The 14,635-nt window shown below is 33.2% G+C and carries 15 protein-coding genes; all 15 read right to left on the reverse strand.

Annotated features, from left to right (window positions below; translation table 11 throughout):
* Position 1: 1 nt before the first annotated feature.
* The 15 genes from hslV to smpB are packed head-to-tail and all read right to left on the reverse strand — an operon-like array spanning position 2 to position 14,625.
* Positions 2-532 (reverse strand): ATP-dependent protease subunit HslV, encoded by a 531-nt coding sequence (hslV, locus tag XO08_RS02265; RefSeq protein ID WP_075665442.1) that lies wholly within the window; start codon positions 530-532, stop codon positions 2-4.
* Positions 529-1,536 (reverse strand): L-threonylcarbamoyladenylate synthase, encoded by a 1,008-nt coding sequence (locus tag XO08_RS02270; RefSeq protein WP_075665443.1) that lies wholly within the window; start codon positions 1,534-1,536, stop codon positions 529-531. Before XO08_RS02270 ends, hslV begins: the two co-directional genes overlap by 4 nt.
* Positions 1,526-2,380, reverse strand: coding sequence for a phospholipase D-like domain-containing protein (locus XO08_RS02275; RefSeq protein WP_075665444.1), 855 nt, complete (start codon positions 2,378-2,380; stop codon positions 1,526-1,528). The genes XO08_RS02270 and XO08_RS02275 overlap by 11 nt, the downstream gene beginning before the upstream one ends.
* Positions 2,367-4,178 carry a translation elongation factor 4 gene (gene lepA / locus XO08_RS02280; protein ID WP_075665445.1) on the reverse strand — a complete coding sequence of 604 codons (1,812 nt, stop codon included), beginning with the start codon at positions 4,176-4,178 and terminating at the stop codon, positions 2,367-2,369. The genes XO08_RS02275 and lepA overlap by 14 nt, the downstream gene beginning before the upstream one ends.
* A complete protein-coding gene (murD, locus tag XO08_RS02285; protein WP_075665446.1) occupies positions 4,165-5,445 on the reverse strand; it encodes a UDP-N-acetylmuramoyl-L-alanine--D-glutamate ligase in 1,281 nt (426 codons plus the stop codon). Before murD ends, lepA begins: the two co-directional genes overlap by 14 nt.
* A 16-nt stretch (positions 5,446-5,461) precedes the next feature.
* The gene (gene trmFO, locus XO08_RS02290; RefSeq protein ID WP_075665447.1) at positions 5,462-6,748 is read right to left on the reverse strand and encodes a methylenetetrahydrofolate--tRNA-(uracil(54)-C(5))-methyltransferase (FADH(2)-oxidizing) TrmFO; all 1,287 of its coding nucleotides are present in this window, start codon (positions 6,746-6,748) and stop codon (positions 5,462-5,464) included.
* Positions 6,738-7,649, reverse strand: a complete 912-nt coding sequence (gene fmt / locus XO08_RS02295) for a methionyl-tRNA formyltransferase (RefSeq protein WP_075665448.1) — start codon at positions 7,647-7,649, stop codon at positions 6,738-6,740. The genes trmFO and fmt overlap by 11 nt, the downstream gene beginning before the upstream one ends.
* A gap of 30 nt (positions 7,650-7,679) precedes the next feature.
* On the reverse strand, positions 7,680-8,456 hold the full coding sequence (gene rsmA, locus XO08_RS02300; protein WP_075665449.1) for a 16S rRNA (adenine(1518)-N(6)/adenine(1519)-N(6))-dimethyltransferase RsmA: 777 nt from the start codon (positions 8,454-8,456) through the stop codon (positions 7,680-7,682).
* Positions 8,453-9,052, reverse strand: a complete 600-nt coding sequence (locus tag XO08_RS02305; RefSeq protein WP_077287160.1) for a hypothetical protein — start codon at positions 9,050-9,052, stop codon at positions 8,453-8,455. The genes rsmA and XO08_RS02305 overlap by 4 nt, the downstream gene beginning before the upstream one ends.
* 10 nt (positions 9,053-9,062) lie before the next feature.
* Entirely contained in the window at positions 9,063-10,058 is a 996-nt protein-coding gene (locus XO08_RS02310; protein ID WP_075665451.1) for a 2-C-methyl-D-erythritol 2,4-cyclodiphosphate synthase, read from the reverse strand.
* Between the two features lie 10 nt (positions 10,059-10,068).
* Positions 10,069-11,061, reverse strand: coding sequence for a DUF4899 domain-containing protein (locus XO08_RS02315; protein WP_075665452.1), 993 nt, complete (start codon positions 11,059-11,061; stop codon positions 10,069-10,071).
* A gap of 12 nt (positions 11,062-11,073) precedes the next feature.
* Positions 11,074-12,312, reverse strand: coding sequence for a glucose-1-phosphate adenylyltransferase (locus tag XO08_RS02320; protein ID WP_075665453.1), 1,239 nt, complete (start codon positions 12,310-12,312; stop codon positions 11,074-11,076).
* A gap of 11 nt (positions 12,313-12,323) precedes the next feature.
* Positions 12,324-13,439: a glucose-1-phosphate adenylyltransferase subunit GlgD gene (gene glgD, locus XO08_RS02325; protein ID WP_075665454.1), complete on the reverse strand. Its 1,116-nt coding sequence runs from the start codon at positions 13,437-13,439 to the stop codon at positions 12,324-12,326.
* 8 nt (positions 13,440-13,447) lie between these two features.
* Positions 13,448-14,164: a deoxyribose-phosphate aldolase gene (gene deoC / locus XO08_RS02330; protein ID WP_075665455.1), complete on the reverse strand. Its 717-nt coding sequence runs from the start codon at positions 14,162-14,164 to the stop codon at positions 13,448-13,450.
* A gap of 11 nt (positions 14,165-14,175) precedes the next feature.
* Positions 14,176-14,625 carry an SsrA-binding protein SmpB gene (gene smpB, locus XO08_RS02335; protein ID WP_075665456.1) on the reverse strand — a complete coding sequence of 150 codons (450 nt, stop codon included), beginning with the start codon at positions 14,623-14,625 and terminating at the stop codon, positions 14,176-14,178.
* Positions 14,626-14,635: the final 10 nt, after the last annotated feature.

Here is a 14,635-nt window from a genome sequence, read left to right on the forward strand (position 1 = left end):
TTTACAACTCCTCGACTGTAAAATTATTATTTGTATAGATACAAATTTCACTCGCAATTTTTATAGACTCAAGCGCAATTTCCTTAGCTGACAAATCCGTATGTCTTAAAAGAGCCCTTCCCGCAGCCATGGCATAAGGTGAACCAGAACCTATAGAAGCAATATCATCTTCTGGTTGAATTACCTCCCCTGTACCAGAAATTATAAAGGTATATTTTTTATCAGCAACTAAAAGTAGAGCTTCTAATCTTCGTAGCACCCTATCAGTTCTCCAGTCCTTCGCAAGTTCCACTGCTGCTTTTAATAAATTTCCTCCCCATTCTCTATACTTTGTCTCAAATCTATCAAAAAGTGCCATTGCATCCGCCACTGATCCTGCAAATCCCGCTAAAACATTTCCATCACCCATTTTCCTCACTTTCTTTGCATTTCCCTTCATTATAGTACTTCCATACGTAACCTGTCCATCTGATACCATCACTACAGAATCACCTTTTCTTACACATACCACCGTTGTAGATCTCCACCTCATAACTGCACCTCCATACCGGCTTTCTTTAATCTATTCATCACCGAAAATAATATTCCTTTTTCTTCAAGTTTTTCAACATATGCAACATTAAATTTAGTTTTATCAAATTCCCTCAAAATCCTAAACAAATTTTGAGCTATCGTGTATGGATTTTCAAGGGTTCCCAATACAATTACCCTATCACGTGGATAAAAATCTTTATGATCCACTGGACATAAAATAACACCATTTTCTTTCTCCACAAACTTTTTTATCTTTTCTCTAATACTCAAACCAAAAATATAAACGGGCTTTTCAGGAGCATAATGTCTATACTTCATACCAGGAGCCTTCGGGTTTGTAACAGCCCTTGCATCTCTAACAAAATCAGGTACAACAATTTCTCCAAAAATCTCTTCTAACTTTTCGATTGTAACAGGCCCAGGTCTCAAAATCACAGGTCTATCCCCAGTAAGATCTATTATCGTTGATTCAATTCCAAATGGTGTTTCTCCTGCATCAATTATACATTCTACTCTCCCGTATAAATCCTCAATAACGGCATTCGCATCGGTAGGGCTGGGTTTTCCCGAAAGGTTTGCACTAGGTGCGGCAATTGGCCCAGCACATAAACAAAGTTTCTCAGCAACAGGATGTGCGGGAATTCTAATTCCCACTGTTTCAAGTCCAGCAGTTACATTATCTGGAAGCTGCATCCTTTTTTTTACAACAAAAGTAATAGGTCCAGGAGTTATATCCTCAATTATAGTCCTATATTTTTCGTCTACTTTTCCTATTTTATACAACATATCAACAGAATTAACATGAACTATTAAAGGATTATCTTTTGCACGTCCCTTAACTTCAAAAATTCTATCAACTGCCTTTTCATTAAAAACACTTGCTCCCAAACCATAGACTGTCTCAGTTGGAAAGGCAACTAACCCTCCTGTTCTAATCACCTTACAAGGATATGAAATGTTTATTTCAACCGATGATTCTATCTTTAAGACTTTAGTTTCCACTTTTTCTCCTCCACAAAAAGTTAAAAACTTCTAAATACTTCTTAGTTAAAGTTTTTGAAATATAACATATTTCGTAGTTTCTATTTAAACCATTTCTAGTAAAATTTGCAGAACCCAAAAAAACGTAATTATCCACTATCACAAACTTATGATGCAACATTCTATCTTTAATAATCTTTATAAACCTGTACGGATAATCAAAAAGTGCATACCTTTCAAACCAACTATCTGTAATTATTTTCACATCCACACCTTTTGATTCTTTATACTTCAACATTGCCAAAACATTTGGATTAGTAAACGCATACACACACAAATATATCCTTTTTCTTGCACCTTGCATTAATTTTAACAAAATTCTTTCCACATCATCGTATCCTACCACCAAAAAATCATCTAAACTAATTATAACCCCTTCATTCCAAAGTTTCAAAAATAATTTTTTAAACTCAATAACATAATTATCAAAAAACAACATATCGTTAAATCCTTCAACCAAGCCACTTTCGGTAAAATTTGCAGAACCAAACAAAACTCCATTTTCATTTACCATAAACTTTGCATGGTGCAAGGAACTTTCATAATCTTTCAACACTGGACTCTCTAACTTTGCATTCGGTACTTCCAAAATCACCCTTACATCTACACCTTTTTTATACAATTTGTTTATTGCATCTATCACTTCATTTTTATCTATACTAAACGATGAAATGTACAAAAATTGCCTTGAATTGTTTACAAAATTAACCACTACATCTGTTAAATCACAAAATTCCGTAAAATACACTTCTACTGACAAGACAACAATGGTGAAAAGTAAAAACACCAAACTACTTAGTTTCATCTTTCCCAACCTTCAAAAGTGCAAGGAACGCCTCTTGCGGAATAGAAACATTACCAATCTCTCTTAATCTCTTCTTTCCTTCCTTTTGTTTCTGCAAAAGTTTCATTTTTCTTGTTACATCTCCACCATAACACTTGGCAAGCACATCTTTTCTCAAAGCCTTTATAGTTGATCTAGCAATTATCCTTCCTCCCGCTTTAGCTTGTATTGGAATCTCAAATTGATGTTGAGGAATAAGCTCTGCAAGTTTATCCACTAATTTTCTTGCAGTGGCATATGCTTTATCTTTATGAGCAATTATCGATAAAGCATCAACAGGTTCTTTATTCACCAAAACAGTAACCTTTACAAGTTCACTCTTTCTATACCCAATAAGTTCATAATCCATTGATGCATAACCTCTACTTAAAGCCTTCATTTTATCAAAAAAGTCGAAAATAATCTCCGATAGCGGTACCTCAAAATTTAAAACCACCCTCTCAAACCCCGCATTCTCCGTACTTATCATAGTACCTCTTTTTTCATTTTGGACTAGATTCATTAATTTCCCCAAATATTCAGGAGGCGTAATTATAGAAAGTTTTACGTATGGTTCATAAACCTCTTGAATTTCCGATTCATTTGGGAACTTTGCAGGATCGTTAATTATCAATTCTTCACCGTTTTTCAAAATTACTTTATACTCAACATTTGGAGCAGTCAAAATCACCGTCATTTCAAATTCTCTTTCCAACCTTTCCTTTACCACATCCATATGTAAAAGTCCCAAAAAACCACACCTAAACCCAAATCCCAACGCCGGAGAATGATCTGGGAAAAAAGTTAAGGCTGAATCGTTTAATTTTAACTTTTCGAGGGCTTTCCTCAGTTCTTCATAGTACTCTGGAACACCTGGATACATTCCGGCAAAAACCATGGGTTTTACCTCTTTATATCCAGAAAGAGGTGTATTTACAGGATCATTTGCATTTGTAATAGTGTCTCCTATCTTTGCAAGTGAGACCTCTTTTATACCAGCAATAACATATCCAACATCTCCTGCTTCTAACTTATCTATTGGAGTCATTTCCGGGGTAAAAACTCCAACTTCCACAACTTCGTATACTTGCTTGTTTGAATAAGTCATTATCTTATCACCCTTTTTTACTTCACCATCAAAGACTCTAATATACGTAATTACCCCTCTGTATTTATCATACTTTGCATCAAATATAAGTGCAGAAAGTTTTCCATTATGATTTCCAGAAGGTGCAGGTACTTTCTCTATTATTGCTTCTAAAACCTCTTCAACACCTATCCCTTCTTTTGCACTTATCTTTAATATCTCATCACTTGGAATACCTATTAAATCTTCTATCTCTTGCTCTGTTTCGGGAATATTCGCATTTGGCAGATCAATTTTGTTAATAACAGGGATTATTTCCAAATCGTGCTCTACCGCCTTGTAAGCGTTTGCCACAGTTTGGGCCTGCACGCCTTGAGATGCATCAACAAGCAAAATAGCTCCTTCAACCGCTGCAAGGCTTCTATCCACCTCATATGTAAAATCCACATGTCCTGGAGTATCCACTATATTTATTTCGTAAACTTCTCCATCTTTCTTTGATTTGTAGAAAACCCTTAAAGGATGCGATTTTATTGTTATCCCACGTTCCCTTTCTATATCCATACTATCCAAAAATTGATCCCTCATCTTTCTCTCATCAACAGCACCGGTGAGCTCTAAAATCCTATCACTTAATGTAGTTTTTCCATGATCTATATGTGCTATTATACTTATGTTTCTAACGTTTTTCACTCTTTCCCTCCTTTAGCTGCATTACAAGTTGCTTAAAATATTCCCCTCGCTCCTCAAAATTTTTAAATGCATCAAAACTTGCACCGCCAGGACTTAACATAACTACTTCACCTGGTTGGGCAATTTCAACCAATTTATTTAACGCTTCACTAATCGTGTTTACCCTAAAATAGTTTATTCCATTAAAATATGGTATCAGATCATCGGCAATGGGGCCCACAAGCGCAACAGTCTTCACCTTTTCTTTTATTATTTTAGAAAGAAAAGTGTAATCTTCATTTTTGCCTATACCTGCCATAATTAGGTGCAAGTTGTTATCAAAATTCTCAATAGCCCTAATAACGGCAATTGCATTGGTTGCTTTAGAATCATTAAAAAACTTCACACCATCTATTTCCGTAATATATTCCATTCTATGCGGTAATTTTTCAAAATCTTCCAAAAATTCAAACTGAAATTTAAATCCCATAGTTTCAACTATAGCTTTTGCAGCAGCTACATTTTCAACTGTCTGCTTATATCTAAGGTGTACCGGCAAATCTTCCATTTTGAAACTAAACTCAAATGGAATTTTTTGCGCATTAACCCTATACAAATTATCTAAAATGTACTTATCATTTGGGTTGTACACAAAATAATCCCTTTCACTTTGAAACTTTGCAATCTTAAATTTTGAAGAAATGTAATGCTCCATATTTGGATGCCAATTCAAATGATTTGGGTATATATTCAATATAGAAGCAACGTCTGGCTTAAAGTACTTTGCCCAGAATAATTGAAAACTACTTACTTCTAAAACCAAATAATCTGCCATTAAATTATCATTTAAAAGTTTAGCTACAGGTATACCGATATTACCAGCAAGCAGAGTCCTCTTGTATTTATTTAATACATGGTATATCATGGAAACCGTAGTACTCTTCCCAACAGATCCCGTTACCGCTATAATAAATGGATGCCATCCTATTTTTTCAAATTCCTTTTGGCAAAAGGAGATCTCCGTATCCACCTCTATTCCCAAATCCATTGCCTTTCTTATTACAACATTATCAAAGTGAACACCGGGGCTCACTATTAATTTATCGCAATTTAATATATTCTCAGTATGAGCATTTTCCTCAAAAGGCACTTTATTTTCAATTAAAAAATTTCTATCGGACTTGCTTAATTTTTTTCCTTCGCTTACAAAAACTTCCTCACCTTTTTTAAGCAAATACTTTAAAATTTCCCTGTTACTTATTCCAAATCCCATTAGCGAATATTTCAAACAGATCACCTCTACTTTATTTTAACACATTTACAAACTTCCTCATTTGTTCAAGGCAAAACTCATGTAATTTCTCCCTCTTTTCTTTTTTTCGCATCTTAACATCAACAAGTCCAAAATTTGCATACATGGGCTTTAAATTCTTTGCCGTTATTACATAATCTAAAAGGGCACCTAGCATCGTCTTTTTGGGTAACTTAACCGGCGCTTTCCCTTCCAAAAATCTTGAAATATTTATTCCCACATATATACCCGTTGCTGCAGATTCAACATATCCTTCGACCCCCACAATCTGTCCTGCAAAAAATAGATTCTCATACTTTTTATGTCTTAAATACTCATCTAAAACCTTTGGTGAATCAATATAAGTGTTTCTATGCATTACGCCATATCTCAATATTTCGGCATTTTCAAGACCTGGAATCAATCTAATTACCCTCTCTTGTTCTTTCCACTTTAGTCTAGTTTGAAATCCTACCAAATTGTACATATTACCATTTTCGTCTTCTCTTCTAAGTTGTATAACCGCATATGGCATTTTACCAGTATGCGGATCAATTAATCCCACAGGTTTTAATGGACCAAAAATCAGTGATTTTTCACCACTTTTTGCTATTTCTTCAATTGGTTGGCATCTTTCGAATAATAACTTTCTATCAAAATCCTTCATTTCAATCATTTGAGCATTAACAAGTTCTGTATAAAACCTTTCGTATTCTTCTTTTGTCATAGGACAATTAACATAATCCTTTGTACCTTGACCATATCTATCTGCAAAAAAACATTTGTCAAAGTTTATACTCTCTCCAGAGATAATAGGTGCAACTGCGTCAAAAAAATTTAGAAAACCTCCTGTTAAATTTGAAAGCCAATTTGCAAAAATTCCATCTGTAGTAGGACCTGTTGCAACTACCCATATTTCATCATTTATTTTTATTTCTTCCACTTCTTCTCTAATTATCTCTACGTTATCAAATGAAGTTATTGCATCAGTTATACATTTTGAAAATGCCTCCCTATCTACAGCCAAGGCTTTACCTGCAGGCACCCTATTTTTATACGCACATTCTAAAACCAAAGAATCCAATAACCTCATTTCTGCCTTTAATATTCCTTCGGCATTCTTCAAACTCTCTGATTTTAGGGAATTACTACACACTAACTCTGCAAAATATTCACTCCTATGAACCGGTGAAAATTTCTTCGGTTTTTGTTCAAAAATTCTAACCTTTATACCTTTTTTTAACAACTTCCACGCAACTTCAACTCCTGCAAGGCCTCCTCCTACGATATTAACCACCAAAATATTCACCTTCTTTGATTAATCCACCGTTTTTTGCATCGTAAAATGTCATCTTTTTTTTCCCTGGAAATTGTATATACTTTATCTTTACATATCCACCTTCACAAGATATCAAAGCACCTTCTTTATCTATTGCAACCACTTTACCATACTCTTTAGTATTTTCTTTTATACAATCAACAACACCAAATAACTTTACAAAATTACCGTTAAAATCCACTTTTACACCAGGTAATGGATCATACGCACGAATTTTATCTTTTACCTTACAAAAATGCCTTGAAAAATCTAACACCAAGTCCTCTTTTGATATCTTCGGTGCAAATGAAACTTCTCCTTCTTGAGGAGTAAGATTTAGTGGATAATTCTTTAAGAATTCTACAAGTAACTTCTTACCAACATTCAAAAGCTTTAAATACAATTCTCCAAAAGTTTCAAAATTACCAATATTCACTTTTCCCTTAAGGGCTATGGGCCCATCATCCATACCTTCTCCTATTTTGAAAATAGTAATACCAGTAACTTTTTCCCCGTTTTCCAAAGCCCTTTGTATAGGAGCAGCACCCCTATATTTTGGGAGCAAAGACGCATGTACATTAAAAAACTCCAATGCATCTAAAAATGGAGGTTTTAATAATTTACCATACGCAACAACTACGCCTACATCAGGTTTAAATTCCTCTATAATTTTTAATCCTTCTTTATTCAAACTCTTTGGTTGGAAAACCGGGATATTGTACTTTAATGCTATTTCTTTTACCGGTGTAAAGGAAATCTTCTTTCCCCTTCCCTTTGGTTTATCAGGTTGAGAAATTACGGCAACTATATTAAAACCATTTTCAATTAGATATTCCAAATGAGTTCTTGCAAAATCAGGTGTCCCTAAAAATAGGATTTTCATATGTTCCCTCCTTTTTAATAAAAAAGGATGCTATTTGCATCCTTTAAATCTTTCAAATAGCTCTAAAAATTCTTCGTTTTCCAATTCTTGAGGTCTTCTTTTTAAATCAAATTCTGAAAAACACCCTATATCAGTAATTTTCTTTAAATTGTTGTGCAAAGTCTTCCTCTTTGCTTCAAAACACCTTGAAACAAAATTCCAAAACTCCCCAATATCGTATTTAAAGTCTTTTTTTCTTTTTAAATCCAAAACTACACTATCAACTTTAGGTTGCGGTATAAAATTTCCTTTAGATACATTCAGTAATTTCTTTGCTACGGTAAAATTTTGTACAACAACAGACAAAAAGCTTCTATCTGATCTTGGTGGTGCAAGTAAACGTTCTCCTACCTCCTTTTGCACCATTAACACCGCCCTTGAAAAGCGAGAAAACAAAATTTTTTTTAAAATCATACCTGTTATAGAATAAGGTATATTTGCAACAACCTTAAAATCTTTCGGAAGAATTGAAAGATCAAACTTTAAAAAATCTTGAAAAACTATTTGAATATTATCAAACTTATTAAACCTTTCTAGAATTGGTATCAATCTTTTATCTACTTCAACGGCAATAATCTTTGCACCAGTCAAAACAAGATATTCTGTTAAGGTCCCAGCCCCTGGTCCAATTTCCAAAACTACATCTTTTTCATCAATTTCCGCTTTTTCAACAATCTCTTTTGCTATTTTTTGATTTGTCAAAAAATTCTGTCCCAAACTCTTTAACAGTTTAATGTTGTATTCCCTTAAATAATCTGAAACTTTCAATCTATCAGCTCCACCACTACATGCCCTGGATACTCTATCCTAGTTATATTTCCCATATGGTATGTTATCTTGATACTTTCATCTCTAAAACTCAACTCAAATATCTCACCTTTTTTCTTCAATGATACATTCTCAACAGCATATTCCGTCTTTGAAGGATTAAACAAAAGCTGTGGAATAACTACATTAAAGTAAGGGCTTGGAAAATCCAATATCCTTTTTAAATGTGACAATACAAAATTATTATCCATTATAAATAAATTTTCTTTATTTAAAGTATACGTGTATGAACTTTGCAAAGTTTCAAAAATAAATTTTGCAACTTTACCATTGTACTTACCAATTATCCTTCCCGTATAACTTCCATCAACTGTAAAAGTAACTATGTAATCTTTAAATAAATTGTCAACAAAAACAGTTGTAGAATCTATCGTGTACAACATGCCATAGTCAATAATGGTCTTAGTGGTATATACATCCCCTTTTTCGTTTAACACTGAAGTCCCAAGGAGCGTTTCACCTATTTTTATACTATACATCTCTGAAAATGAAAACAACGAAAACATTAAAAAAGCAAAAAGTAGAAACTTTCTCATTTTATCACCTCTATATTGAAATTATGTTACTAACACAAATAGCAGTTATAGCATTTAGATTTCTTTCTGGATAAACTCCATTACCCGTTTTAAACTTTAGACTTACAGGACACCTTACAAGTTTTTCCAAGTTCTTTGATATTTTATCTCTATAACTTCCTAGTTTAAAATCCGTTATAACTACACAATCGATATTTTCGGGAAAATAACCCTTTTGATTTATAGCATTTAACACCTTCTCTAGCATATACACACTACTTATCCCTTCTGGAACTGTTGTCTCAGGAAATAACACTCCTATATCCTTTTTTAACGATACTCCAAGCAAAGAATCAATTATACTATGTACAATTACATCTCCGTCTGAATGTCCATTTAAACCAAATCCCGCATCTATCTTAATACCACCTAATATTAACTGCCTTCCCTTCACTATCGGATGTGTATCCCATCCCAATCCGCTACAATGCTTCATCTTTGACTTTTTAGTCATACGAATTAACCGATTATTTATTTTCTTTTCCTCTAAAAAGTTCATTGTTTTATACTTATTCAATAAGTTCTCTGTAACATCCACCAGAATTCTTGAGTAATCATGCGAATTTATAAAATTATACAAAAGTTCATATTCAATCGAAATATCCTTTCCAGAAAGAGAAATTATATACACATCATCCACGGTAAAATTTAAAAGTATCTGTCCAATAACAGACGCAAGTTTCATGCCTGTCCCCAATACTTTAAGCCCCAGTATTTTAACCCACTTTTCATATCTATGCCTAAACGCATCTTTAGGTGCATACAACAACACACCTAATACTTCTCCATTTTCCTCACAAACTAACGAATTTTGCATTAAAAACGGAGGTATAGAAAAAAGCAATGCCTTTTTAATTATCTCAAAGGCATTCATCTTAAATAAATAATCAAAATAATCTTTCTTTTCATTGTATATGAATTTTGCACACTCCTCGTAATTTTCTTTGTTTATTTTAACAAAATTCATCCACTCACCTCTACAGTATTTTTAGAAAATACAATATAATAATCAAAAGTCCAGAAAACATCATTGTTGTTATAAATGCCCAAAATATCTCAGAACCAGAAGGCATGTTTAAATTTGCGGGCTTTACAACTTTTACCTTTGGTTTTTGCTTTGTTTTTTCTTTGTTTTTTTCTTTTTCTATAATTATTTGTTCATCAAATAAAATTTTAAAAGTTGGGCTTATTATAAACTTTCCATAAATTTCATTTCCCAAATCTATTTTACACAAATAAAGCGTTCCTTTTCTTGTGGGCACTAGCTCTTTTGAAATTATCTTGCCTTGAAAAGGTAACACCTTTCCATCATCCGAAAAATTCTTAGGAAACGCATTTTTCAATTTTTCTTCAATTTTTCCAAATGTTACAGGAACAACATAAATTGCATCTCCAATATCAAAATTTACAATAGATTCTCCGTTAATAGGATCAATTACTGGGAAAAATTCTGGCAATTCTTTTAAATCCGTACGTTCATACAACTTCCTTATTATCGTTTCCTCGTAGTCTTCTTTTAAATCCATTATATTGTACGCCGAATACTCTTCAAGCGTTAACCCTTCAGCAACAACTTCTATATCAGCCTTTGGAGACCATTCTTCTAAAACATTTGAGAGAATAACTTTTAACAACTCAATATCGTTCTCTTTTACCGATGTTGTTAACTCTATTCCAAGTGCTATTTTTCCCCTTTTGTTAAAGATTGTATTTAAAAACGAGTTAAAAGACAAAGTTAAATCTTCCACCACGGAATCTAGAAGAAGTTCATTTTTCAACTTTTCAAAATTTTCTCTAAAATCCAATATATTGGCTTTTAAATCTACATCATCAAGTCTTTCTGAAAACCTAAGCGGTACCATTAAAAAATCAAATTCAGGCACGTTATTTACTTTTCCAAACAGATATCCCAAAAAAACTTCAGCAGTAGCCTTACTTCTACCTTTTACCTTAACAAAATATAGGTCCATTTAAAAACCCTCCTATATATACTCTCCTGATGGTACATCTTTATTAACTATCTTATCATTTCCCACAACACAATTTTTTCCTATTTGTACTTTGTTTTCTATAACACTATCCATACCTACAACAGTTATTTCAGAGTTATAAATCTTTTTATTTAATTTACTTTCTGAAAAATTACCTACTCCAATCTTTACACCATCCCCAATAAAGACATTTTCCGCAACAATTGCATTCTCAATCACACAATCATCACCTATCTTTACTCTAGACATTATAACGGAATTTTTCACAACAGTTCCTTTTCCTATCTCTACACCTTGTGCAAGTACTGAATTATAAACATCTCCGTAAATTTCACAACCTTCACTGATCAACGAATTTTTTGTTTTGGAATCTTTTGAAATATAAGCCGGTGGCATTTCCTCAGAATGTGTATAAATCCTCCAATTTTCATCATGAATGTTAAACGGTGGAATAGGTCTGGTAAGTTCCAAATTAGATTCCCAATACGAATATATAGTTCCCACATCTTTCCAATATCCTTCAAAAGGAAATGCAAAAATTCTCTCTGTTTCTAAAATCTTTGGGATAATATCTTTCCCAAAATCATGAGAACTATTCTTATCCTTCGAATCTTCTATTAATATCTCTCGAATAAAGTTCCATTGAAATACGTATATACCTAAAGATGCCAATGTAGACTTTGGTACCTTTGGTTTCTCCTGAAACTCCACTATTCTATTTTCCAAATCTGTAACCATGATTCCAAATCTGCTTGCCTCAGAAAGTGGTACTTCCATACAAGCTACGGTGGCTAATGCACTTTTAGCTCGATGATAATCAACAAGCTCATTATAATCCATAGAATATACGTGATCACCAGATAATATTAACACATAATCTGGACTATAACTATCCACAAATTCTATATTACTATACACTGCATCTGCCGTTCCTTTATACCAAACACCGATTTCTTCAGTGGAATACGGTTGGAGTATGGTAACCCCTCCATCCTTCCTATCCAAATCCCATGGTTTTCCTATACCAATATGTCTATTTAACAAATGTGGTTTATATTGCGTTAGCACTCCAATCTTGTATATTCCAGAATTCACACAATTACTTAGTGTAAAATCTATTAATCTATATTTCCCACCGAATTGAACAGCGGGTTTCGCAATTTTTTCAGTTAACACACCTAACCTTGTTCCTTGCCCACCAGCTAAAATTAACGCAACAACATTTTTCACAAATTTCACCCCTAAATCGTTGTTCTCTTTTCCAAAATAACCGGTTCAAAGTCTCCTATAACCTTCTGCCCTTCTCTTATTAAACAATCTTTATCCATTATTGCGTTCTTTACAACAGCCCCTTCTTCAATTACCGTACCTTGCATAATAATGGAATTTTCAACTTTTGCACCAGCCTTAACAATAACTCCCCTAAAAATAACGGAATTTTCTACCATACCTGAAATTATACATCCATCTGCAACTATGGAGTTCTTTACACTTGAATTTGCAGTAAACTTTGCCGGTGGAAAATCTTTTATTTTAGTGTATACCTTACCATTTTCGTAAAAAAGTTCATCTCTAACATTTCTATCACAAACAATATCCATATTTATTTTAAAATACTCTCTTACTCCTTTCTTTATATTTCTCCAATATCCCTTAAAATCATATGCATAAACGTTCAATTCATTAATCCGAGGTAGTATAACATCTAACAACAAATCATTTCCACCGTTTGGAACAGTAGAATATAAAAGTTCCATTAGAAGGTGTTTATTCATAAAATAGACTCCTAAAAACGCCTTCCTACTTGGTGGATTTTCCACCTTTTCGTGAAAGTGAAGTATTCTCATATTATCATCCACAACAACACTTCCGTATTCCCTCATGTCATATGAATCATCTAAATCTTTAGTTACAAGGGTAATATCTGCTCCCTTTGAAAAGTGATAAAGGTATAAATCATTATAATTCATCTTATAAATATGATCACCAGAACCTATAAGCACATAGTCTTCCTCACCACGTCTTAAAATAGTCATATTTTGAAATATTGCATCAGCCGTCCCTTTATACCAATATTCTCCCGAAAAACCTATATACGGTTGTAAAATAAAGAGTCCACCTTTTTTTCTATCCAAATCCCATTCTTTTCCAGAACCAAGATGATCCATTAAACTTCTTGGGTTATATTGAGTCAATACTCCCACCTTTATTATCCCTGAGTTTACCATATTACTTAATGTAAAATCTATAGACCTGTATTTTCCTCCAATTGGCAACGCTGCACTTGCTCTTTTATATACCAAAGGCCCCAACTTTTCGCTTTTTCCCCCTGCAAGGATTAAGCCCAAAACCTTCAAAATTTCACCTACTTTCTAACAATTGAAACACCTGAACTCGTTCCAATACTATTTGCTCCCGCCTTGATCATCTTTATTGCATCTTCAAAAGTCTTTACACCGCCAGATGCCTTAACACCCAAATTACCAACTACCCATCTCATTAGATTTACATCTTCTGCCTTTGCACCAGCTGTACCAAAACCCGTAGAAGTTTTTACAAAAGATGCCCCTGCTTCTTTTGAAATAACACATGCAGCAATCTTTTCCTCATCTGTCAAATAACAAGTTTCAATAATAACTTTTACAGGCTTTTTTGAAGCCTCAACAACAGCTTTTATATCTTGGTATACATATTCGTAGTTTCTACTCTTTAAATAACCAATGTGTAAAACCATATCTATCTCGTCAGCACCTTCTTCCGCAGCAATTTTTGCTTCATATGCTTTTGATTTAATAGAAGTTGCACCTAAAGGAAAACCAACTACCGTTACAACTTTAACATCCGTCCCTTTTAATTGAGCACTTACGAGCGGAACAAAGGAAGGATTCACACATACCCCTCTAAAATTATACTCTTTTGCTTCATCACACAATTTTTTTATTTCTTCTTCTGTAGTAGTGGCCTTCAAATTTGTATGTTCAATATATTTATTAACTTCTTCTACCTTTATATCTTTCAATTCAAACTTATAACTTTCGTGAAACTCCTTAATCTTATCCTCTATTAATTTCTCCAAATTCATCTTTTCACCCCTTATCTATTTCTTTTTAAATATTCTTGAATTTTCCTATTAATTTCTTTTTTCTTTATATCTTCCCTTTTATCATATTTTCTCTTACCTTTTGCAACGGCTATCTCCACTTTTACCAAACCCCTATTGTTAAAATATATCTTTGTTGGAATAATTGTTAAACCTTGTTCTTTTACTTTTCCAATTAATCTATGAATCTCCTTTTTATGTAGAAGTAACCTTCTTGGTCTTTCCGGATCGTGATTGTTTAAGTTACCATTTCTATATTGAGGAATATTCAAATTTAGTAAAAAAACTTCTCCTTTTTTAATTCTACAAAAACTATCTTTAAAATTTGCCCCCGATTCACGTAAAGATTTTACTTCCGTCCCTCTTAATTCTATACCAGCTTCATATGTTTCCAAAATATTGTAGTCCGAATATGCCTTTTTGTTAGTTGCAATTACTTTCATCTAAACCCTC

This window comes from Thermosipho sp. 1074 (assembly GCF_001999655.1).
GTDB lineage: Bacteria > Thermotogota > Thermotogae > Thermotogales > Fervidobacteriaceae > Thermosipho > Thermosipho affectus.

Coding starts and splice junctions, on each gene's coding strand:
- XO08_RS02275 (WP_075665444.1), bottom strand. CDS start 2,380: ATGAAACTAAGTAGTTTGGTGTTTTTACTTTTCACCATTGTTGTCTTG.
- XO08_RS02315 (WP_075665452.1), bottom strand. CDS start 11,061: ATGGACCTATATTTTGTTAAGGTAAAAGGTAGAAGTAAGGCTACTGCT.
- deoC (WP_075665455.1), bottom strand. CDS start 14,164: ATGAATTTGGAGAAATTAATAGAGGATAAGATTAAGGAGTTTCACGAA.
- smpB (WP_075665456.1), bottom strand. CDS start 14,625: ATGAAAGTAATTGCAACTAACAAAAAGGCATATTCGGACTACAATATT.
- fmt (WP_075665448.1), bottom strand. CDS start 7,649: ATGAAAATCCTATTTTTAGGGACACCTGATTTTGCAAGAACTCATTTG.
- XO08_RS02305 (WP_077287160.1), bottom strand. CDS start 9,052: ATGAGAAAGTTTCTACTTTTTGCTTTTTTAATGTTTTCGTTGTTTTCA.
- XO08_RS02310 (WP_075665451.1), bottom strand. CDS start 10,058: ATGAATTTTGTTAAAATAAACAAAGAAAATTACGAGGAGTGTGCAAAA.
- hslV (WP_075665442.1), bottom strand. CDS start 532: ATGAGGTGGAGATCTACAACGGTGGTATGTGTAAGAAAAGGTGATTCT.